19 protein-coding genes and 1 pseudogene are annotated in these 21,872 nt (G+C 41.6%); 4 read left to right on the top strand and 16 right to left on the bottom strand.

Going from position 1 to position 21,872, the window contains the following annotated elements:
- The first annotated feature begins 703 nt into the window (after positions 1-703).
- On the top strand, positions 704-2,563 hold the full coding sequence (locus L0Z67_RS01420) for a sodium:proton antiporter (RefSeq protein WP_062567180.1): 1,860 nt from the start codon (positions 704-706) through the stop codon (positions 2,561-2,563).
- A gap of 42 nt (positions 2,564-2,605) precedes the next feature.
- On the opposite strand, the gene L0Z67_RS01415 is transcribed toward L0Z67_RS01420, so the two are convergent.
- The 15 genes and pseudogenes from L0Z67_RS01415 to cutA form a co-directional block, all read right to left on the bottom strand.
- Entirely contained in the window at positions 2,606-3,214 is a 609-nt protein-coding gene (locus tag L0Z67_RS01415; RefSeq protein WP_405128388.1) for a tetratricopeptide repeat protein, read from the bottom strand.
- A 112-nt stretch (positions 3,215-3,326) separates the two neighbouring features.
- Complete coding sequence (locus L0Z67_RS01410; RefSeq protein WP_062567178.1) at positions 3,327-4,640, bottom strand: adenylosuccinate synthase; 1,314 nt, start codon at positions 4,638-4,640, stop codon at positions 3,327-3,329.
- 224 nt (positions 4,641-4,864) lie between these two features.
- Positions 4,865-5,743, bottom strand: coding sequence for a protease modulator HflC (gene hflC / locus L0Z67_RS01405; protein WP_062567177.1), 879 nt, complete (start codon positions 5,741-5,743; stop codon positions 4,865-4,867).
- 5 nt (positions 5,744-5,748) lie between these two features.
- The gene (hflK, locus tag L0Z67_RS01400) at positions 5,749-6,915 is read right to left on the bottom strand and encodes an FtsH protease activity modulator HflK (protein WP_062567176.1); all 1,167 of its coding nucleotides are present in this window, start codon (positions 6,913-6,915) and stop codon (positions 5,749-5,751) included.
- A gap of 91 nt (positions 6,916-7,006) precedes the next feature.
- Positions 7,007-8,296: a ribosome rescue GTPase HflX gene (gene hflX, locus L0Z67_RS01395; protein WP_062567175.1), complete on the bottom strand. Its 1,290-nt coding sequence runs from the start codon at positions 8,294-8,296 to the stop codon at positions 7,007-7,009.
- 17 nt (positions 8,297-8,313) lie between these two features.
- Positions 8,314-8,577, bottom strand: coding sequence for an RNA chaperone Hfq (hfq, locus tag L0Z67_RS01390; protein WP_062567174.1), 264 nt, complete (start codon positions 8,575-8,577; stop codon positions 8,314-8,316).
- A gap of 80 nt (positions 8,578-8,657) precedes the next feature.
- Positions 8,658-9,575, bottom strand: a complete 918-nt coding sequence (miaA, locus tag L0Z67_RS01385) for a tRNA (adenosine(37)-N6)-dimethylallyltransferase MiaA (RefSeq protein WP_405128387.1) — start codon at positions 9,573-9,575, stop codon at positions 8,658-8,660.
- Positions 9,576-9,590: 15 nt separating this feature from the next.
- Positions 9,591-11,429 (bottom strand): DNA mismatch repair endonuclease MutL, encoded by a 1,839-nt coding sequence (gene mutL / locus L0Z67_RS01380; protein WP_237114723.1) that lies wholly within the window; start codon positions 11,427-11,429, stop codon positions 9,591-9,593.
- Between the two features lie 23 nt (positions 11,430-11,452).
- On the bottom strand, positions 11,453-12,796 hold the full coding sequence (locus L0Z67_RS01375; protein WP_062567171.1) for an N-acetylmuramoyl-L-alanine amidase: 1,344 nt from the start codon (positions 12,794-12,796) through the stop codon (positions 11,453-11,455).
- 33 nt (positions 12,797-12,829) lie between these two features.
- Positions 12,830-13,299, bottom strand: a pseudogene (gene tsaE, locus L0Z67_RS01370) (tRNA (adenosine(37)-N6)-threonylcarbamoyltransferase complex ATPase subunit type 1 TsaE).
- A gap of 136 nt (positions 13,300-13,435) precedes the next feature.
- The gene (accC, locus tag L0Z67_RS01365) at positions 13,436-14,776 is read right to left on the bottom strand and encodes an acetyl-CoA carboxylase biotin carboxylase subunit (protein WP_062568261.1); all 1,341 of its coding nucleotides are present in this window, start codon (positions 14,774-14,776) and stop codon (positions 13,436-13,438) included.
- Positions 14,777-14,799: 23 nt separating this feature from the next.
- Positions 14,800-15,264, bottom strand: coding sequence for an acetyl-CoA carboxylase biotin carboxyl carrier protein (accB, locus tag L0Z67_RS01360; RefSeq protein WP_237128079.1), 465 nt, complete (start codon positions 15,262-15,264; stop codon positions 14,800-14,802).
- A 31-nt stretch (positions 15,265-15,295) separates the two neighbouring features.
- Positions 15,296-15,748, bottom strand: a complete 453-nt coding sequence (aroQ, locus tag L0Z67_RS01355; protein ID WP_062568259.1) for a type II 3-dehydroquinate dehydratase — start codon at positions 15,746-15,748, stop codon at positions 15,296-15,298.
- A gap of 349 nt (positions 15,749-16,097) precedes the next feature.
- Positions 16,098-17,927 carry a protein-disulfide reductase DsbD gene (locus L0Z67_RS01350; protein WP_405128386.1) on the bottom strand — a complete coding sequence of 610 codons (1,830 nt, stop codon included), beginning with the start codon at positions 17,925-17,927 and terminating at the stop codon, positions 16,098-16,100.
- A complete protein-coding gene (gene cutA / locus L0Z67_RS01345) occupies positions 17,927-18,247 on the bottom strand; it encodes a divalent-cation tolerance protein CutA (RefSeq protein WP_405128385.1) in 321 nt (106 codons plus the stop codon). The genes L0Z67_RS01350 and cutA overlap by 1 nt, the downstream gene beginning before the upstream one ends.
- A gap of 159 nt (positions 18,248-18,406) precedes the next feature.
- Between cutA and L0Z67_RS01340 the strand changes: the two genes are divergently transcribed.
- The 3 genes from L0Z67_RS01340 to groL all read left to right on the top strand — a co-directional run bounded on the left by L0Z67_RS01340 (position 18,407) and on the right by groL (position 21,010).
- Complete coding sequence (locus L0Z67_RS01340) at positions 18,407-18,883, top strand: FxsA family protein (protein ID WP_062568256.1); 477 nt, start codon at positions 18,407-18,409, stop codon at positions 18,881-18,883.
- Between the two features lie 141 nt (positions 18,884-19,024).
- Positions 19,025-19,312: a co-chaperone GroES gene (locus tag L0Z67_RS01335; protein WP_062568255.1), complete on the top strand. Its 288-nt coding sequence runs from the start codon at positions 19,025-19,027 to the stop codon at positions 19,310-19,312.
- A 51-nt stretch (positions 19,313-19,363) separates the two neighbouring features.
- Entirely contained in the window at positions 19,364-21,010 is a 1,647-nt protein-coding gene (gene groL, locus L0Z67_RS01330) for a chaperonin GroEL (RefSeq protein ID WP_341803684.1), read from the top strand.
- 148 nt (positions 21,011-21,158) lie between these two features.
- Here the strand turns inward: groL and L0Z67_RS01325 are convergent, their stop codons facing one another.
- Positions 21,159-21,434 (bottom strand): YHYH domain-containing protein, encoded by a 276-nt coding sequence (locus tag L0Z67_RS01325; protein WP_405128384.1) that lies wholly within the window; start codon positions 21,432-21,434, stop codon positions 21,159-21,161.
- Between the last annotated feature and the right edge of the window lie 438 nt (positions 21,435-21,872).

Below are 21,872 nucleotides of genomic sequence, written 5' to 3'. Positions count from 1 at the left end.
ATAAAAAAAGATAAGTGTTGTTTATGTATCGCTGTAAAAAGCTGTGTGCGGCTTTTATTAATAACAACATACATAGAGCCTATACAATCTGGTACACCGACAGATAGGGCGTAGATTGTATGACCGAGATTTAGCCGCCACGATGGGAGCTAAACATTGATAAGATAATGAACTTTTATTGTATTCAACTCGTAATAAATACGCACTGAACAATCATTAGCTCATTTCTATTTAATTAGAAAACAAAGTGTATAAAACACAATATATAAAGCAAACAACTGATTTATTAGGGCTTATCCTCTAATTACTAAAGAAAAACAAAGTTAATCATTTAGATATCAAATTGTTTGAACACGAATTATAATACGATATAAAGAGGTGAAAGATCAAGAGTAGATATTAATCACTAATTTTATACTTACCATAAACCTAGAAAATAGTTCATACTTAACAAATAGTTAAATGAATACATTTCGATATTAATAATTTTTCATCAGCTTATGGCCGTTTTGTTTTCAATAACAACCCAAAAAGTATTAATAACGACTAAAATCGTATTTAGAGCAATAAGTTTTCTTGTGTCTATGACGGTGAGTAAGCTTTAATAAGTAGGCAGTTTTATTTGTAAGTCAGCGACAATTTATCGTCATCAATAGCAATTATCTATGATGTTGGTGCTAAAGCTAAAAGGATAATTCATTTTATGTCAGCAATTTATATAGCAGGGATCGCCTTGTGTTCTGTAATAGCACAGTGGGTAGCATGGGCGTTTCGTGTACCGGCTATTTTATTTTTACTTCTAACGGGTTTATTACTTGGCCCTTTCAGTGGCGTGCTTGAACCCGATGCCCTTTTAGGCGACTTACTATTCCCCGTGGTCTCGTTAAGTGTTGCAGTTATACTCTTTGAAGGCTCGCTGACATTACACTTTAAAGAACTTAAAGGGATAGGAAAAGTTGTCCGAAATCTCTGCTCCATCGGCATGATAACCACCTGCATTATTATCAGTTTAAGTGCCTATTGGATCTTAGAACTTAATTGGCGAGTTGCCGCAGTACTAGGGGCTGTGCTTGTGGTTACAGGACCAACAGTTATCGCACCTTTACTTAATTCAATGCGCCCTAACCAAGATATAGACCGCATCCTCAGGTGGGAAGGTATTGTTATTGACCCCATCGGAGCCTTATTTGCAGTGCTCGTCTTTGAAGCCGTTATGCTTGTTGGGCAAGGAGAAGTATTAAGCCATACAATTATTGCCTTGTTTAAAACCTTAGGGGTTGGCTTAACAATTGGTGTCGCCGCGGGCTGGCTAACCACCTTACTCATTCGTCGCGAGTGGTTGCCTTTTGAGTTACACAAATTTGGTATTTTAGCATTGGTATTGATTAGCTTTACAGTATCAAATCATCTGAGCCATGAATCTGGATTACTGGCTGTGACTGTATTCGGTATTTGGCTAGCCAATCAAGATGACTTGGAAATAGACTCAGTACTTGAGTTTAAAGAAGACTTGTCGATGATCTTGATATCATCCTTGTTTATCTTACTTGCCGCACGCTTACAGCTTTCAGACTTAATGATGTTACACAGTGATGTGTTTATTTTCTTAGCCATCGTGCTCTTTATCGCGCGCCCTGCATGCATCGCTATTTCAACTATCGGCTCAGATCTGCCAATAAAGTCCCGTTTGGTACTCTCTTGGATCGCACCAAGAGGTATCGTCGCAGCCGCTGTGGGCTCAGTGTTTGCACTGAGCATGGTTGAAGCAGGTATCGCGGACGCAGAGAAAATCGTGCCGCTGATTTTCACGGTAATCATCGTCACGGTTGTACTACAAAGTCTGACAGCTACACCACTGGCTAAACTATTAAAAGTGCGCCAGCCTGCGCCAAATACTATTTTAATCATTGGTGCAAACCATGTTGCACGTGCAATAGCCTGTGGACTAAAAGAGCAGAATATTCCTGTACATCTTTCTGATCCAGCATGGGAGAACTGCAAAATGGCACGTATGGATGGCCTGCCTTGTTATTATGGTAATCCACAGTCTGAACATGCCGAGCGTTATTTACCTTTAACAACAATTCGTAGTGTTTTAGCACTTTCACCTAATCGTCACCATAATGCATTGGGTGTGCAGTATTTCTCGCATTTGCTAAATGAAAAGGATGTGTATTCTCTTCGTTCTTCAACTAACCACGCTAAAGCAAACAAAGATAGCGCAACATTTTTGTCTCGTCAGATTCTATTTGGTGACAATGGCGCATATGCACGTTTAAGCAGTCTAATAGCCAAAGGTGGTAAAGTGAGTGCTACACGCATTTCGGATGAGTTTAGCTGGGAGCAATATAAAGAAGTTAATAGTGAAGCTATTCCGTTATTTATTTTAAACGGTGAAAAAGATGATGATGACGACTCTCCTGTTCGTATTAGACCATTTACGACAAATATGGAGAAAACACCGCAAGTAGGTGAGCGCATCGTTGCTTTACAACCACCCAAGTTATCGGTTCTTAAAGACCCTAACCAGAACAAAAATAAAGATAAAAAAGAAGATAAATGATCACAGGCCAGCACACGCTGGCCGTATTTTTAACAGTTTAAATTACATAGGTAAACGTGCGCGCCGAACCACACTATCAGGCATTTTTTGCGCTAGTTTTGCTAATAATTGCTCAACTTTTTTATGCTGCGCTTTATCTGCAACCATAGAGTGAAACAACCAGCGATAAGCATCCTCATAGTCTCTTGGGCTACCATACCCTTGGTTGAATAGCTTAACTAAGCGCATTTGTGCTTTTAAGTTGCCTTGTGCAGATGCTTCACGCAAATAGGTCACGGCCATCGCTTTATCTTGCTGAACCAACCGCCCGACATCATAATAGCGGCCAAGTTGTTCTAGTGCTGCTGCTAACCCTTGCTCAGCAGCTTGACGCATATAATACACACCCAACTCTACGTTACGATCAACACAGACTGCATAGGCCAGCATATCGCCATACAGGAACTGATACGATGGTAGCGCCATTTTATTGGCTCGCGCTTCGATATCTTGTACTAACTGGCAATCATCTGCCTTTACACGTGCTAGGTGTGCATTTTTATTGATCAAGCCAATTAACTCGCTTTCTGTGTACAGAGGTACTGCTGCAATGGGCTCTTCAGCCATGCTCAGGCTGGAAAAGAGTAATGTTAAAGGCAATAAAACACGCATCAAAATCACTTAAAAAAAGTCAGTCTTAGCAAATAATATACAATTATCATTCCAGAGTGAATTTTAGGCACAAAAAAAGCTGCCGAAGCAGCTTTTTTAGTCACTATGGCAATTATGCAAACGGGTTGCGTAATACCATGGTCTCTACACGATCAGGACCTGTTGAGATGATATCAACTGGAACACCCGTGATTTCTTCGATACGTTTGATGTAATCAAGTGCCGCTTTAGGCAACTGATCAACTGAGGTTACACCTACTGTGTTTTCTGACCAGCCTGGCATCTCTTCGTATACTGGCGTTACTTTCTCGTAACCTTCAGCAGCTAATGGCGTCACGTTCGTTACTGTGCCATCTTCTAACTGATAACCAGTACAGATTTTTAATGTTTCTAAACCGTCTAAAACGTCTAATTTAGTTAAACAGAAACCTGAGATGCTGTTGATTTGAACTGCACGGCGCATCGCCACTGCATCTAACCAACCAGTACGGCGTAAACGACCTGTCGTTGCACCGAATTCATGACCTTTCTCACCTAAATGCTTACCTACAGGGTCTTGCTTATCAAGACCATCGTAAAGCTCTGTTGGGAAAGGACCTGAACCTACACGTGTTGTGTAAGCTTTGATAATACCTAGTACGTAATCAAGGTGTAATGGACCAAAACCAGCACCTGTTGCTACACCACCTGCGGTTGTGTTTGATGATGTTACGTACGGATAAGTACCATGGTCGATATCAAGCAATGTACCTTGCGCACCTTCAAATAAGATGTTGTCGCCCGCTAAACGCGTTTGATCAAGTAGCTCAGTCACATCAACAACCATCGCTTTTAAGATATCAGCAATAGCCATTGCATCATCAAATGTCTTCTGGAAATCAACCGGCTCTACTTTGTAGTAATGCTCTAGTGTGAAGTTATGGTATTCCAATACTTCTTTTAATTTGCTCGCGAATAATTCAGGATTGAATAAGTCGCCAACACGTAAACCACGACGTGCTACTTTATCTTCATAAGCTGGACCAATACCACGACCTGTAGTACCGATTGGCTTATCGCCACGTGCTTTTTCACGGGCTAAATCTAATGCAATGTGGAAAGGTAAAATAAGCGGACACGCTTCACTAATTAATAAACGCTCACGCACAGGCACGCCACGCTCTTCTAGCATGCCAATTTCTTTCATCAACGCTTCTGGTGATAAAACAACACCATTACCAATCACACACTTAACATTGTCACGTAATACACCCGATGGAATAAGGTGTAAAACCGTCTTTTCACCGTTAATTACCAAAGTGTGGCCTGCGTTATGACCACCTTGATAACGAACTACTAAAGATGCTTTGTCTGTAAGGAGGTCAACTACCTTACCCTTACCTTCGTCACCCCATTGGGTGCCTAGTACAACAACGTTTTTACCCATTGCAAATTCACTTAGAAAAAATTAGGACGAGATTTTACCAGAAAACGAGGTGAAAGATCACCCCGTTTAGCTTATTTTTTCTGCGGCCGACTTTTTATCACCATAGCCAATAAAACAACCGCAGCCAGAACAGGGAGTTATAAATTTATAATACAAAGAAATTAGTTCACGACTGAAATAAAAAAGCCCTGCAAAGTGCAGGGCTTTCATTATTAAGTGTTTAATTACTGGGCATTAGCGCCTTTCATGTAATTAAAGAAATCACTATCTGGAGAGATAATCATGACGTCTTGCTTATCTTTAAAGGTTTTTTTGTAAGCTTCAAGACTGCGCACAAAGCTAAAAAACTCAGCATCTTTATTATAAGCATTAGCATAAATCCCCGCCGCTTCTGCATCGCCCTGACCGCGAACAGTTCGCGCATTTCGCTCAGCATCTGCCAGCATAACTGTTACGCGACGATCAACCTCAGCACGAATTGTTTCTGCCTTTTCTTGACCTTCAGAGCGATGCTCTTTCGCCACCGCAGTTCGCTCAGCGCGCATACGTTGGAAGATTGAGCTACTGACTTCTTGTGGTAAGTTAATTTGCTTAACACGTACATCAAGTACTTCAATACCTAACTCTTGCGCACTTTCTGAAGCTTGTACTAATGCTTCTTCCATAAGCTCACTACGCTCACCTGAAACAATTTCTTTAATAGTACGAGAACCAAAATTAGTACGTAGACCATTATTTACCTTTTGCTTAAGCAGTGTTTCAGCGTATTGCTTATCACCGCGTGCGCGTAGGTAAAATGCACTAAAGTCGTTGATACGCCATTTCACGTATGAATCAACAATTAAGTCTTTTTTCTCGCTTGTTACAAAACGATCAGGTGCACCATCTAATGTTTGGATACGTGCATCTAAACGGCGTACTTGACTGAAAAATGGCACTTTAAAGTTCAAGCCTGGGCCGTAAACTACTGCTGTGTCATTACTGTCTTTCTGCACTTTACTGAACAACAATACAATCGCCTTTTCACCTTCTTGTACGACAAAAATAGATGAAAAAGACATAACAACCGCAAGGGCAAGTATTACTAAACTAAAATTTTTCATTTTGCTTATCTCCCCTCATTAAAGCGATCAGTTGCAAAACGGTCATTACTCGAGTTAACCGTACTGTTGCGTGATGTATTCAACTTGTTGCGTAAATCTTTGATATCACTTGAACTTGGCAGTGCAACACGGGTCGCGGTGCCTTGCTTTTCCATAATTTTATCAAGCGGTAAATACATCATGTTATTACCGTTTTTCACATCAACAAGCACTTTAGAGCTATTACCCAGTACTTCTTCCATTGCATCAATGTACAAACGTTTACGCGTTACTTCTTTAGCTGCTTGGTATTCTGGTAATAGCTTTTCAAAGCGTGCTACCTCACCTTGCGCTTCTAGTGTAATGCGCTCGCGATATGCTTCAGCTTCTTGTGTCATACGTGTCACTTGACCACGGGCACGCGGCTCTATTTCACGGGCATAAGCTTCTGCTTCACGGATGAAACGTTCTTCATCTTCTTGTGCTGCAATGGCATCATCAAAGGCATCTTTTACTTCACCTGGTGGGCGTGAGTCTTTAAAGTTCACGTCGCTGACAATAATACCGAGGTTATACGGCTCGATAATTTTGTTTAGCTCATCCCACGTTTGTTGACGAACGACCTCACGACCTGTTGTTAATACTTGGTCCATTTTCACATGACCAATAACATAGCGAAGTGCGCTATCGAGCGCTTGTTGTAGGCTGTGATCAGCATCCGTTACACTGAACTTATATAGGTGAGGATCGATAACACGATACTGCACTTCAAACTCTACATTTACGACGTTTTCATCTTCAGTCAGCATAAAGCCTTTCGCAGATAAAGAGCGTACCGCTTCAATATCAACCGGAATGACACGTTCGATGAACGTCATTTTCCAACGTAAGCCTGGCTCTGCAATGCGACTAAACTGACCAAATTGTAAAACAATACCGCGCTCAGCTTCTTTAACTGTATAAATACCGCTTAATGCCCAAACGATGATGGCAATAATTAATATGAAAGAAATGCCTGCGCCACCAAGTCCGCCGCCGTTTTTACCTGGCTTGTTACCACCAAATAAACCGCCAAACTTGTTGCCGAATTTACGCAGTACCTCGTCTAAATCAGGTGGGCCTTGATCTTTTCCGCCTTTGTTATTCCACGGATCTTTATCATTGCCATTATTACCCGGTTCATTCCAGGCCATAGCTATACTCCATTGTTATCTAAATGAATTGGGTTAAATCTATCAAATCTACAGCATTTCTCATACTAAAATTAACAAATGCTGACGATTTTTAGTTCGCAACTATAAAAGAATCGAGATCCTGTCCCATTTCTTTTTTCAAACGATTCCACTCAGCCATCGGTAAACGCACTGAAAGCAACCAATTACCTTGTTCATCAAAGCACTCTTCATGAACAGCATTTAAGTTAAATAATGCAGCGCGAATACGACCATGCTGTGGAGGTAATTTAAGCGACTCTGCCAGCATTTTCTTTGCTAGCAACTCATTAATTGCCTCTGACAATAACTCACAACCCACACCCGTTCGAGCAGATAACCACACTCTAATTGGCTGGCCTTCATCGTTTCTATCTATACGCGGTGCAACGTCATCTAGCGCATCAATTTTGTTATACACTAATAATTGCGGCACTTCATCTGCATCAATTTCTTTTAGAACTGACTGCACCTGCTCAATATTCTCTTTACGACGCGGGTCTGCTACGTCAATAACATGTAGCTGTAAATCGGCTTCCCGGGTTTCAGTTAATGTAGCTTTAAAAGCAGCCACTAAATCATGTGGTAAGTGACGAATAAAGCCAACAGTATCCGCGAGGATCACTGGACCAACATCGCCAATGTCTAACTTACGTAATGTCGGGTCAAGTGTTGCAAATAATTGGTCGGCCGCATACACATCTGAGTCTGTTATTCGATTAAACAGGGTCGATTTACCTGCGTTAGTGTAACCAACTAATGACACTGTGGGTATTTCATTACGGGTACGTGCTCGTCGCCCCTGTTCACGTTGCACAGCAACTTTATCTAATCGTGCTCGAATATTCTTAATTCTTGCACGCAGAAGTCGTCTATCGGTTTCAAGCTGCGTCTCACCTGGACCACGTAAACCTATCCCACCTTTTTGGCGCTCAAGGTGAGTCCAACCACGGATCAAGCGTGTTGAAATGTGACGTAGCTGCGCCAACTCAACTTGAAGTTTACCTTCATGAGTACGCGCTCGCTGGGCAAAAATATCAAGGATCAAACTCGTACGATCAAGTACACGACACTGACAAACGCTCTCTAAGTTACGTTCCTGTGACGGGCTTAGTTGATGGTTGAAAATAATGACATCTGCATTGTGGATTTTGACAGTTTCAGCGATTTCTTCTGCTTTTCCGGTACCGACGAAAAGTTTCGGATGTGGTGCTTGACGACTGCCTTGCACAATCGCCAAACTACTAACACCAGCAGAAGATACCAACAACTCTAATTCATGAAGATCTTCACGATCCCCTTCTTTAGGTAAGTCGATATGAACTAAAACTGCCTGTTCGCCGGCTTCATAACGGTCAAACAAGCATTACGCTCCTAAATTTAAAAATTTCCAGGCTCTTGCTCTTCTGAATCATCGCTTCCTTGTGCACCTTGGAAGTTAACAGTACGCGCTGGAACTACGGTAGAAATAGCGTGTTTATACACCATTTGATTCACGGTGTTTTCAAGTAAAATAACAAATTGGTCAAATGACTGGATTTTACCCTGTAACTTAATGCCATTAACCAAAAAGATTGATACTGGAATGCGCTCACGACGTAACGCATTCAAAAATGGGTCTTGTAACGACTGGCCTTTTGCCATGTTATTTTCCTTCGTTCTAGGTGTTATTATAATTAAGTAGCTGAACTAATTTAACAAAGCTAAAAATTTTTCAACTACTACTAGCTTAGCGAACTTACTACACGTTGCAAGTTTTCTTCATCACCCGTGGCCAACCATGTAACATCAGGCCAACCTCTTAGCCAAGTTAACTGCCGCTTGGCAAGCTGGCGCGTGGCAGCAACACCACGAAAGACCATTTCATCATAGTCAATTTCGCCTGCAATGTAATCCCACATTTGTCTATAACCTACGCAACGAATCGAAGGTAGATCTGGGTGTAAATCCTTACGTTTATATAGGGATGAAACTTCATTTTCAAACCCCTGTTCAAGCATTATTTTAAACCTTTTCTCAATTCGCTGATGTAAAACGCTACGATCGGCAGGCGCGATAGCAAATTGATGAAAAGTATAAGGAAGCGCTGGCTGCTTTTGTTTTTGTAACTCTGTCATTGTTTTGCCAGTTATACGATAAACTTCGAGCGCACGATTAATACGTTGTGAATCATTTTCACTTATTTTATTCGCAGCCTCGGGATCGATTTTAACAAGCTCTGCGTGCAAATGCGGCCAACCAAACTGCTTTGCTTCCTTTTCGAGTTCAGCCCGCACTTCGGGTGATGCCTCTGGTAGCGGCGACAAACCATCAATCAATGACTTGAAGTACATCATTGTACCGCCAACTAATACAGGTACTTTACCTTGCTTATGAAATAGATCAATCTTTTCAATCGCATCGCGACGAAAATCAGCAACTGAATAACTTTCTGCAGGATCAATAATATCGATTAGATGATGAGGCGCTCGCACTAATTCATCAGCATCTGGTTTAGCTGTACCAATATTCATATCTTTGTACACCAGCGCTGAATCTACACTGATTATTTCTGTGTTTAAATGCTCACACAGCGAAATTGCTAAGTCTGTTTTCCCTGCAGCGGTTGGTCCCATTAAAAAAATGACGGGTAAGTTATTCAAGCCTAAATACCTTGCTTAGTTTAAAAACTGAGATAGTTCTATTTTAACTGCTTTTTGACGTAAACGTTGCATAGTTTGTGGATTATTTTCTAACCGAGTCACTTGTTCCATAAAGGCTTGGCTTGTGTAATAACGTGTCGGAATTTGCTGTGTTAACCATTCTAGCCATTCATCCAATGAACTTGGCGATGTTTTGCAAGCAATAATAAGTCGCTCAATGGCATTACTAACATCAAGTAAATACATACAAGGCGGAAGCTTTTTAACCATCACAAATTGCTTTTCAATCACTAAATCAAAACCTAGCAGGGTAAACCACGACTGCTGAGCATTTAAAGCACTAATATCATCAGCATGTGTGTTTACTCGTACAGGTAACAACAAAGCTTTGCCATCAAGACTGCCAGCTTGCTCTACTTGCGCTTGCCAGTCGAGCGCTAAAGCATGCTTAAAATGCGCAGCAAATAGTTGCTTGTCTTCACTAAATACGCATTCACCTTCGCGTACGTGAATAAGTTTGGCAAGTTTTGTTTGCTCCACAACCGGTGCAGCAATGCTTGGCTCAGGCCGTACTTGATCGAAATGCGCAGCATGTTGCTCACTGATCCCTTGATAAAAAGCATTCACATCTTGATGTGATGCTTTACTGCGTCCTTGGCTATCGCGACTAAAACCCCCTCCCGAACGCCCTGCTGTGCCAGAGTAACTCGCTGAGCGTGTTGGCTGTAACTCTGATTTAGGATAATCATACTGCTCTGTAGGCGCTGATGCAGTATAGCTTAACTGCGAGCTACTCTGACTCAACTCTTCAAACGGGGCCTGCTGAAAAGCAGTGTCATTGTGCTCAGTAAAACCAGCTTCATGCTGCAGCGGCACCACAACTTGTTTTATTGCCTGCAAAATAAAGTCATGCACTAAACGCCCTTGATGAAAACGTACTTCATGCTTGGCTGGATGCACGTTTACATCGACCTGACGTGGGTCAATATCAATGTAGATAACAAAGCCTGGTAGTTCTTCTGAGCCTGCGACTTCTTCAAATGCTTGGCGAATCGCGTGTAAAATGAGCTTGTCGCGCATCATGCGGTTATTCACATAGGTATACTGAGTCGTATTGCTTGACCCAACAGGCAATACCCAGCCTCTTAGCATTAACCCTGCTTCACCAGATTGAATATGCAAACCTTGTTCACTAAAGATTTTACCGGCAACTTGTGCAACACGGCTAATTGCTTGCTCTGGGTTAGGCTTTGCACGGTATTGACGCACCACTTTGCCGTTATGCGTTAACGTAATTGAGACATCAAACCGGCTCAATGCAATCCGCTTTATAAGCTCATCAATATGTGAAAACTCTGTTTTTTCTGTACGCAGAAATTTACGTCGTGCGGGGGTGTTAAAAAATAAATCTTTAACTTCAATAGTGGTGCCATCTGGGTGGGCTGTTGGTTTTATTTGCACAGCCATATCACGCCCTTCTGCAAAGGCTTGCCATGCAGCTTCTTGCTGTTTTGGCTTTGAGCTCAAAGTTAAGCGCGATACTGAACTAATAGATGCCAAGGCTTCACCACGAAAACCAAGTGAACAAATGTTCTCTAAGTCATCAAGTGATTTTAGTTTACTCGTGGCATGGCGTGACAAGGCTAATGTCAGCTCGTCTTTATTAATGCCTGAGCCATTATCACGAATGCGAATAAGCTTGTGGCCACCACGTTCAATGTCTATTTGAATGCGCGTTGCGCCGGCATCTAAACTGTTTTCGACTAGCTCTTTAACAACCGAGGCTGGTCGTTCAACCACTTCACCCGCAGCAATTTGGTTAGCCAATCGCGCGGGTAGTATTTCTATACTCATAGTGTTCCTAACGCAAAAATTGATTAGCTTTGCGGAATATCAAGCTCTTGACCAATAAACAGGGTATTCGATTTTAAGTTGTTGGCCGTTTTTAACTTACTAACGGAGGTATTGTATCTGCTTGCCAAAATACTTAATGATTCACCTGGACGTACTTTGTGTTTAGTCGGAAACTGCGCTTTTAACTTAGCAAATAACGAGTCGTCTGGCGGGTTTTGCATATAGTAATTTTTAATTGAGGTGAAAATTGCTTTTGCTAAGCGCTCTTGATGCTGTGCTGTTTTTAGCATTCGCTCTTCACGCGGGTTCGAAATAAACCCAGTTTCGACCAAAATAGACGGAATATCTGGAGATTTCAATACCGCAAGACTTGCCGCTTGAGGGTGCTTTTTGTGCATTTTAGCAACTTTTTTTAATTCACTAACAACTTCTTGTGCAACACTAAAGCCTGTTTTCATCGAGTGATCCATCGACATATCTAACAGTGCTTGCGCTAAATATTTTTCGCTCGCAGTATCTTTTAATACCCCAGCAGCACCACCTAAAAGCTCGGAATGTTTCTCTTTATCCTCAATCCATTTACCAATTTCTGAATTTGCACGGCGCAGTGAAAGCACCCATACTGACGCACCATTTGGTTGCGGGCTAGTAAAGGCATCGGCATGGATCGACACAAAAAAGTCGGCTTTTTTCTTACGAGCAATGCTGGTTCGGGTATTTAAATTTACAAAGTAGTCACTGCGGCGCACCATACGCGAGATCATTCCTCGTTCAGCGTCTATCATGCGCTCTAAGCGCTTCGCTATTTGTAGCGTGATATCTTTTTCATAGGTACCTGAGGGGCCAATTGAACCTGGGTCTTCACCACCGTGACCCGCGTCAATAGCAATGACGATATCACGTTCTTGATGAAGCTCTCGTTTTTTCACACTCGTGTTAGTTGAAGCAATCGGTTCTGCATTCGGTGTTTTATCTACAAGGTCAACCACTAAGCGGTGTTTGTATGGTTCGGTAGGCAATAAAGCAAACACAACCGGTTTACTGGCGCGCGCGAGTTCAAAAACAAAACGGACACTTTTACTATCTTTTGGCTTTGAGTAACGCAGTTTTGAAACTATCTGATGCTTTTTAGGAATATTAGGCAAGCTATCTAGCTTATTGGTATTTTTTAAGTCAACCACTAAACGGGCTGGGTTTTTTAGCATGAAATAACTAAAATCAGGCTTCTCGTTCAAATCAAAGACCACACGAGTGCTGTCAGGAGAGGGCCAGACACGTACGCTATTAATTGTATTTTGTGCAAACGCAACTTGGCTTACAACCAAAAACATTAAGATAGTTAATAGTTTAAATGTACAACGACCCATTTTTGCTCATACACCTTTATTTTTATCTGTTTATTATTGCGTGCTCTTCAACTTCTCTACAATCGAATGACCACGCTCTGTTAAACTATTTATTAAAATAGCACGTGCTTCACCTTCATAACGTAATGTAACATCAAGATCTGGCGTGGGTATAAACTCCCCCCTTTTTCAGGCCACTCTACTACGCAAATAGCGTGTGGGGAAAAATAGTCACGGATCCCCATATACTCAAGCTCTTCAGGGTCACCCAAGCGATATAGATCGAAGTGATAAATATCAGCTTTATCTAACTGGTATGGTTCAACCAGTGTATAAGTTGGACTCTTAACCTTACCTTGATGACCAAAACCTTGCACAATACCACGCGTTAAGGTGGTTTTACCGGCACCTAAGTCTCCATGTAAATAAATCACAGCTCCTTGCTCCATTAATTTTGCAAGTTGCTTGCCCATATTTACCGTTGCGGCTTCATCTGCCAATGCAAAGCCAACACTGTTGGTCATTATTACCTCATGAAATACTTGAAACACATTACTTTATTAATCATACCAGAATATTTTTTTAAGGCGAGAATCAGGCGAACCATGAGTCAGACACAAAAAAACCGGCAAGTTGCCGGCTTTTTCAATTTAAAACGATTTACAGACCTAATTTCTTCTCTAGATAGTGAATGTTTGTTCCACCATTTTGGAAGTTTTCATCTGCTAAAATTTTCTTGTGCAGTGGTGTATTCGTCTTAATACCATCAATGACTAATTCATTTAACGCATTACGTGAACGAGCAATTGCTACATCACGGTTTTCGCCATAACAAATAAGCTTACCAATCATTGAATCGTAATGAGGAGGTACTGTGTAATCTGCATAAATATGGCTGTCCCAACGAATACCTAGACCGCCTGCAGGGTGGAATCGCGTGATTTTACCTGGTGATGGAATAAAGGTTTCTGGGTCTTCTGCATTAATACGGCACTCAATTGCATGACCGCGAATAACCACATCTTCTTGTGTGAATGACAATGGCTGGCCAGCTGCAATCTTTAGTTGTTCTTTGATTAGGTCAACACCAGTCACCATTTCTGTTACTGGGTGCTCAACCTGAATACGTGTGTTCATTTCAATGAAATAGAACTCGCCGTTTTCATATAAGAACTCGAACGTACCTGCACCGCGATAACCAATTTCGATACATGCACGAGTACAGCGGTCGCCGATAAATTTACGCATTTCAGCAGTGATACCTGGCGCTGGCGCTTCTTCAACTACTTTTTGGTGACGACGCTGCATTGAACAATCACGCTCACCTAAATGAACCGCATTACCTTGACCATCGGCAAGTACTTGTACTTCGATATGACGTGGGTTTTCAAGGAATTTCTCCATGTAAACCATGCCATTACCAAAGAACTGTTTCGCTTCTTGCTGAGTAAGAGCAATTGAATCGATTAGTTCTTTTTCACTGCGAACAACACGCATACCACGACCACCGCCGCCGCCTGCTGCTTTAATGATTACAGGGTAACCAATACGCTTAGCTATTTGGATATTACGTTCGCTGTCAGCCGTTAATGGACCATCAGAGCCTGGTACACAAGGCACGCCTGCTTTACGCATTGCTTCAATTGCCGACACTTTGTCGCCCATTAAGCGAATAGTGTCACCTTTAGGACCGATGAAAACAAAGCCGCTTTGTTCAACCTGATCTGCGAAATCCGCATTTTCAGATAAGAAACCGTAACCTGGGTGAATCGCAACCGCATCTGTTACTTCTGCCGCAGCAATGATACGTGGAATATCTAGGTAACTTTCAGACGCAGCTGGTTTACCAATACAAATTGTTTCGTCTGCCAGTAACACGTGCTTAAGATCACGGTCTGCCGTTGAGTGCACAGCAACAGTTTTGATCCCAAGCTCTTTGCAGGCGCGCAATACGCGAAGTGCAATTTCACCTCGGTTTGCAATGACTACTTTATCTAACATAGAGTTGGCCTTTTGTTGCGCTATTATTCAATGATGAATAAAGGTTGATCGAATTCTACTGGCTCGCCATTTTCAACTAAGATAGCTTTTACTGTGCCTGCTTTATCAGATTCGATTTGGTTCATCATCTTCATTGCTTCAACGATACATAACGTATCGCCAACATTTACTTTAGAACCTACCTCTACGTAAGGTGCTGCTTCAGGAGAAGCTGCTGAGTAGAATGAACCTACCATAGGTGATTTAACTTGGTGACCCGTTGGCGCAGCTGGAGCAGCCGCTTCTGCTGCTGGTGCCTCTGCTACTGGAGCTGGTGCCGCTGCTGGCGCAGGTGCTGCAAACTGTTGAGGTGCATAATGCATTGCAGGACCTGCACTCATATTATTACGGTTAATGCGTACTGACTCTTCACCTTCAGTGATTTCTAATTCAGCAATACCCGATTCTTCTACTAGTTCGATAAGTTTTTTAATCTTGCGAATATCCATTAAACGACCCGCCTGTTAGTTTATTTAAAAATTATTGTGTGTTTTGCAATCGGTTAACAGCAGCTTCCAACGCTACTTTATAACCCATTGCACCTAATCCAATTACAACGCCTTGTGCTACATCCGAAAAATACGAATGATGACGAAATGCCTCACGAGCATGTACATTACTTAAATGCACCTCGTAAAAGGGAACGTCTATACTCAATAATGCATCTCGCAATGCGACGCTGGTATGCGTATAGGCTGCAGGATTGATAATAATTGCATCAACCGCTTGCCAAGCTTGGTGAATACGCTCAATGAGCGCGGCTTCACTATTGCTTTGAAAATGCGCCAAATCAACATTGTGACCAACAGCGACCTTGCTAAGTTCAGCCATAATCTCGTCAAGAGACTGTGTGCCGTACTTTTCAGGCTCTCGCTTGCCAAGCATGTTTAAATTAGGCCCATTTATAACTAAAAGCTTTAATTTTGCAGCCATAATACGCGATATATCCTTTAAGTAACTAGTTTAACTATATTCACTCTAAACCCTTCCTTAACTTAAGGGCTCAAATGAAAAATAGCAACTATTTCTCACGTTAACCACCTATTATAGATATTTCGACGTAAATAGCAGCAAAATACTGGTCTAATCACTACCCAAATAAGTGAAGAGCAGGTATAACAAGGCACACAACTTCGTTAGGAAAATGCTTTGAGTCTAAACAAAACTAGTTACTCTCAAAAAAACAATCCAAATATATTAGATTTGCAAATTGAAAGTGGTATAAAAAACGAAAACGCCACTCGAATGAGTGGCGTTTTAAAATTTCGCTGCAAAGTTACGCTTATTTTGCTGTTTTTCGTACTTTTGCTAAATGCTCAGCAAAATCTTTGGCATTTAAAAAACCTGTTACGCGTTGCTCAACTAACTCATTACCTTGTGTGTCGAAGAATAAAATACTTGGTAAACCAAATACGGTGTACTCTTCCATCAGCTCGATGGTTTTAGCGTCACTTTCAGTTAAATCAACTTGAATCAGTTCAAAATGTGCAAACTGGCTTTGTACAGCTGTATCTGGGAAAGTGTAATGTTCAAACTCTTTACACGCGACACACCAGTCGGCATATAAGTCGACCATCACTAAACGCCCTTCGCTACTTGCCTGAACAATCTCTTCTTTCAATTCAGTTAAATTAGCAACTTGTTTAAAGCCATGTGTTTGCGCTGATGCTCCGGCAACAGAAGCTTGGCTAGGCCAAAAATAATTTTTTGTTAAACTCGCACCAGTAACGACTAATAAAGTTGCAGCAAACCATAATGCAGTTTTTAACTTGCCCTGTGATTGCCCACTTTGCCAATGGTGTAAATACAACGCCGTTGCAAGTGCTAACAATCCTGCCATCAGCCAAATAATGTCAATATCGACAATACGCTCTAGCAGAATAAGCGGCACAACGAGCATGATAAAACCAAACAGGGTTTTTACTTGCTCCATCCAACCACCCGCTTTGGGTAATAGCTTACCGCCTGATGTACCTAACAATAACAAGGGTATGCCCATGCCTAAACTCAGCACATACAAGGTTAAACCACCCACTAGGTAGTCACCGCTTTGCGCTACATATAAAAGTGCTGCCGATAGCGGTGCTGTTGTACACGGTGAGGCTATCAAGCCAGATAAAACCCCCATCATAAAGACGCCAACATAATTACCGCCTTTTTGCTGGTTGCTTACCTGAGTGAGCTTATTCATCATGCCACTTGGCAGCTTAATTTCGTACCAACCAAACATCGACATTGCTAAAAGTACAAATAAAATACTAAAGCTAATAAGCACTGTCGGGTGTTGTAAATACCCTTGCACTTGGCCACCCAGTGACGCAACCACTAACCCTAATGCAGCGTATGTGACGGCCATGCCTTGCACATAAACAAACGACAACGAAAACGCCTTTTTGGTTGATAGGTTTTGCTGACCCGCGATCAAGCTAGACAAAATAGGGAACATCGGAAATACACAAGGTGTAAACGCAAGGCCAATCCCCACTAAAAAGAAAATAACGAGATTGGTAAGTAGTCCTTGTGATGCCAATTTATCAGTATAAGATTGCTCTTGAGCTGGCTTGGCGCTCTCATCAATAGTCGTTTGGTTTACAGTCGGTGACTCAGCATTTACACCTAATGCAGCTAAGGCGTTACTTGTTGACGCATTGTCTGAAACTTGTTCACCAGCAATCACAGATAGGGGAATAGTACGCACTTCTGGTGGATAACAAAGCCCCGCTTCAGCGCAGCCCTGAAAACGTACTTTTACAACCGCTCCCTCAGTAACATTACTGACTTTATTGATAATACTGAGAGAATTAAAAAATACCTCAGTCTTTCCAAAGAACTCATCTTCGATGATGACTCCCTCACCCAGATCAGGCGTTTCAATGTCAGCGCCTTTTGCGATAATTTCAATTTTCTTTTTATACAAATAGTAATCTGGCGCAATATCCCAACCAATAAATAACGTTTTGCCTTGCTGATCAAAGTCAAAAACAAATGCTTGATCAACGGGTAAAAAGGTTTGCTCAGCGGGTTGCTGTAATAAGTTTCCAAGTAAGTTGCTATTACTTGCACTGGCTGGCATTAGCCATAGCGCACAGAGTAATAAAAAGAACGATCGCATTAACTGAGTACCTCATCCATCCAATTAAAATAGGCTAAATTGCCTGTAGCAACATCAACGACCTGAATTTCAGGTATCTCATAACTATGCAACTTCTTGATAGTTTGGATCACCTCATTCATTTTTTCTGACTTAGTTTTAATAAGTAACTTGCTTTCTGTTTCACTCGTTACCTCACCTTCCCACATGTAAATGGACTCAACAGTTGGCAAAATGTTCACACACGCAGCGAGTTTCTCTTCCACTAAATGTTGTGCTAACTGACGAGCCTCTGCTTCATTTGCGCAGGTCGTAAAAATAAGTCGAAAATGCGTTGTCATAAGGAACCTTTATTTGATTACTTGAGTCGCACCATAGTAGCCGATAGCGGATACAATGTGTAGCGGCGACAGTGATCCATGGTTCCACCTTGAAAAAAGACCTGTTCACCCTTATTTATATTTCATTGACTCGTAAGAGTGGCATTTTTAGAGAGTGTTATGTTTAGATTTTTGTTTTTATTATTTATTTTAGTGCCCATCGTGGAGATTGCTTTACTCATCCAAGTGAGTGAAGTGATCGGCGGCTTTGCCACCATAGCACTTGTGATTGTGACCGCCCTAGTTGGCGCGAAATTAGTGAAGCAACAAGGTATAGGCGCCATTCAAAACGTTCAATTACAGATGGCACAAGGGCAAATGCCAGCAAAAGAGTTATTTACAGGGTTATGTGTGATTATTGCCGGTGTTTTACTCGTTACACCAGGCATTATGACTGATGTTTTTGGCTTTTTATTGCTAACACCTGCTATTCGTAACAAGCTTGCTGCAAGCCTTGCGAGTCAAGCAACAGTGCGTATGAGTTCACAAGCAAATCACAGCTCTGCTCACTTTCAATACCACAGCAAAACCCCACAACATGAAGAGCCCACTCACCAACCAACAACGATTGATGGTGAGTATGAAAGAAAAGATTAAAATTTTTTAATTTTTATACTTGGATTTTTTTAAGCCACCCCCATTATTGAAGGCAATGAAATGCATCGGGTGGCTCAACCTCCCATGCAAAACACACGATTTTTTCTGTACTGTTCAGAAACTGTTAGGAGAACTAAATAAATGAACATTCGCCCTTTACATGATCGCGTCATCGTTAAGCGTCTAGAAGAAGAAACTAAGTCTGCTGGCGGTATTGTATTAACTGGCTCTGCAGCTGAAAAGTCAACGCGCGGAGAAGTAATCGCTGTTGGTAATGGCCGTATTTTAGACAACGGTGAAGTAAGAGCTCTAGAAGTAAAAGCTGGTGACACAGTGCTATTCGGCTCATACGTTGAAAAAACTGAAAAGATCGAAGGTCAAGAGTACCTGATCATGCGTGAAGACAACATTCTAGGCATTGTAGGCTAATCCTACTTTTCGTTTAGCAACCCGTTTATAGAATTTAAGAGGAATTTAATCATGGCAGCAAAAGAAGTACTTTTTGCAGGTGACGCACGTGGCAAAATGCTAACTGGCGTAAATATTTTAGCAAACGCAGTAAAAGTAACTTTAGGTCCTAAAGGCCGTAACGTTGTATTAGACAAATCATTCGGCGCGCCAGTCATCACTAAAGATGGTGTATCAGTAGCTAAAGAGATCGAGCTTGAAGACAAGTTCGAAAATATGGGCGCACAAATGGTTAAAGAAGTTGCGTCTAAAGCGAATGACGCTGCAGGTGATGGTACAACAACTGCGACAGTATTAGCGCAAGCTATCGTAAACGAAGGCTTAAAAGCGGTTGCAGCGGGTATGAACCCAATGGACCTTAAGCGCGGTATCGACAAAGCGGTCATTGCAGCAGTTGAAGAGCTTAAAGCGCTTTCTGTTCCTTGTGCAGACACGAAAGCAATTGCACAAGTAGGTACTATTTCTGCTAACTCTGACAAAGAAATCGGTGACATCATTGCACAAGCAATGGAAAAAGTGGGCCGTGACTCAGGCGTTATCACAGTTGAAGAAGGTCAGTCGTTAGAAAACGAACTAGACGTAGTTGAAGGTATGCAGTTTGACCGTGGTTACCTGTCTCCTTACTTCATCAACAACGCTGAAAAAGGTGCGGTAGAGCTAGACAGCCCTTACATTCTACTTGTAGACAAAAAAGTATCTAACATTCGTGAGCTACTACCTACATTAGAAGCGGTTGCTAAAGCAAGTAAGCCACTACTTATCATTGCTGAAGACCTTGAAGGTGAAGCACTTGCAACACTTGTTGTAAATAACATGCGCGGTATCGTTAAAGTGTCTGCGGTTAAAGCACCTGGTTTTGGCGACCGTCGTAAAGCAATGCTGCAAGACATCGCAGTATTAACCGGTGGTACTGTCATTTCTGAAGAAATCGGTTTAGAGCTTGAAAAAGCAACAATCGAAGACCTAGGTACAGCGAAGCGCGTTGTGATCACTAAAGATGACACAACGATCATCGACGGTGCAGGTGAAGAAGACGGCATCAATGGTCGTGTTGCACAAATCAAAGCACAAATCGAAGAAGCGACGTCTGACTACGATAAAGAGAAACTACAAGAGCGTATGGCTAAACTAGCTGGCGGTGTTGCAGTAATCAAAGTTGGCGCAGCGACTGAAATCGAAATGAAAGAGAAGAAAGACCGTGTTGAAGATGCACTACACGCAACTCGCGCAGCGGTTGAAGAAGGTGTAGTACCGGGTGGTGGTGTTGCATTAGTACGTGCAGCAAGCAAACTTGCTGAACTACTTGGTGACAATGAAGACCAAAGCCACGGTATTAAAGTTGCACTACGTGCGATGGAAGCACCACTTCGTCAAATCGTGACTAACGCAGGTGACGAAGCATCAGTTGTCGTTAACTCTGTAAAAGGTGGTGAAGGTAACTACGGTTACAATGCAGCATCTGGTGAGTACAACGACATGATTGAAATGGGTATCTTAGACCCAACTAAAGTAACGCGTTCTGCACTACAGTACGCAGCTTCAATCGCGGGTCTTATGATCACAACTGAAGCAATGGTTGCTGAGATCCCGAAAGATGAGCCAGCTGCTCCAGATATGGGCGGCATGGGCGGCATGGGTGGTATGGGCGGTATGATGTGATAAACATCCCTTCCTAAGCACTTTGCTTAAAAACCCAGCTTAGGCTGGGTTTTTGCTTTTTAGCTAAGAGTGAAATAAATTAGTGATTCCAAACGCTTATAGAAATTACCTAACAACTCACTTTTGAGCATATATTCGACTTCGACCACTACGACATTTCACAATACCCACCATATTTCTTTTTCAAGGACTGGCAAGTAGAGTATGCGTAACCACAGCGTTTTTCATCATTAAGCACATGGCAGTATGTTTGTTTATCAGAGGCTGTTGTTTTTTTATTATGGCAATGATAACTACCGTTGGAACGATTAGTGTGACAACCAGATGAGTTAGTTCTCCCTGAATGAGCATCTAAAGCAGAACTAAACAAAAGACTAATAACAAATAATACACATGACCTATTCAATGATGCTTCCCCTCCCATTTTAGTTAATAAAATAATACTAGTTCATAATTACTAAAATGGTACATGCCAAATGATATATTTTTCTCAAATCGTTTAAGCATTCTAATCACTGAAAACTGTGTAGTTTATATTCATGATTACGAAGTTTTACTGACTCTATTGAACTCATCATTTTGCTAACTGAAAGCAACATATCATCAAGATAAAGAAGGTACTTTTGCGCAGATAGCAAAGATACTGCTATACCATTACCAACTAGAATACCCACCCTATTGTGAAAATAGTAAAAAGCGGTTCAGGTGAGCTGGATAACTTAGTGCTTTTGTACCCTAATTGTCATAGGCAACTATATTTAATACCTGTACATATAAACACTATGTATTTATATACACTACATATATGGTATTTATTAACTTTAATAACCCAATATGTTGTGCTTTTTAGTTTTTGTACTAC

The sequence above is a fragment of the Pseudoalteromonas sp. PB2-1 genome, from assembly GCF_045040605.1.
GTDB classification, from domain to species: domain Bacteria; phylum Pseudomonadota; class Gammaproteobacteria; order Enterobacterales; family Alteromonadaceae; genus Pseudoalteromonas; species Pseudoalteromonas arabiensis.
The sequence above is the reverse complement of the archived record's forward strand: the minus strand, read 5'-3'. Positions and strand labels throughout refer to the sequence as shown.

Excerpts from the sequence above, each read along its gene's own strand:
- groL (WP_341803684.1), top strand. The coding sequence starts at position 19,364 with ATGGCAGCAAAAGAAGTACTTTTTGCAGGTGACGCACGTGGCAAAATG.
- L0Z67_RS01325 (WP_405128384.1), bottom strand. The coding sequence starts at position 21,434 with ATGGGAGGGGAAGCATCATTGAATAGGTCATGTGTATTATTTGTTATT.
- L0Z67_RS01335 (WP_062568255.1), top strand. The coding sequence starts at position 19,025 with ATGAACATTCGCCCTTTACATGATCGCGTCATCGTTAAGCGTCTAGAA.
- hflK (WP_062567176.1), bottom strand. The coding sequence starts at position 6,915 with ATGGCCTGGAATGAACCGGGTAATAATGGCAATGATAAAGATCCGTGG.
- L0Z67_RS01410 (WP_062567178.1), bottom strand. The coding sequence starts at position 4,640 with ATGGGTAAAAACGTTGTTGTACTAGGCACCCAATGGGGTGACGAAGGT.
- accB (WP_237128079.1), bottom strand. The coding sequence starts at position 15,264 with ATGGATATTCGCAAGATTAAAAAACTTATCGAACTAGTAGAAGAATCG.
- L0Z67_RS01340 (WP_062568256.1), top strand. The coding sequence starts at position 18,407 with ATGTTTAGATTTTTGTTTTTATTATTTATTTTAGTGCCCATCGTGGAG.
- hfq (WP_062567174.1), bottom strand. The coding sequence starts at position 8,577 with ATGGCAAAAGGCCAGTCGTTACAAGACCCATTTTTGAATGCGTTACGT.
- L0Z67_RS01375 (WP_062567171.1), bottom strand. The coding sequence starts at position 12,796 with ATGGGTCGTTGTACATTTAAACTATTAACTATCTTAATGTTTTTGGTT.
- L0Z67_RS01420 (WP_062567180.1), top strand. The coding sequence starts at position 704 with ATGTCAGCAATTTATATAGCAGGGATCGCCTTGTGTTCTGTAATAGCA.
- cutA (WP_405128385.1), bottom strand. The coding sequence starts at position 18,247 with ATGACAACGCATTTTCGACTTATTTTTACGACCTGCGCAAATGAAGCA.
- aroQ (WP_062568259.1), bottom strand. The coding sequence starts at position 15,748 with ATGGCTGCAAAATTAAAGCTTTTAGTTATAAATGGGCCTAATTTAAAC.
- L0Z67_RS01415 (WP_405128388.1), bottom strand. The coding sequence starts at position 3,214 with ATGCGTGTTTTATTGCCTTTAACATTACTCTTTTCCAGCCTGAGCATG.
- accC (WP_062568261.1), bottom strand. The coding sequence starts at position 14,776 with ATGTTAGATAAAGTAGTCATTGCAAACCGAGGTGAAATTGCACTTCGC.
- mutL (WP_237114723.1), bottom strand. The coding sequence starts at position 11,429 with ATGAGTATAGAAATACTACCCGCGCGATTGGCTAACCAAATTGCTGCG.
- hflC (WP_062567177.1), bottom strand. The coding sequence starts at position 5,743 with ATGAAAAATTTTAGTTTAGTAATACTTGCCCTTGCGGTTGTTATGTCT.
- L0Z67_RS01350 (WP_405128386.1), bottom strand. The coding sequence starts at position 17,927 with ATGCGATCGTTCTTTTTATTACTCTGTGCGCTATGGCTAATGCCAGCC.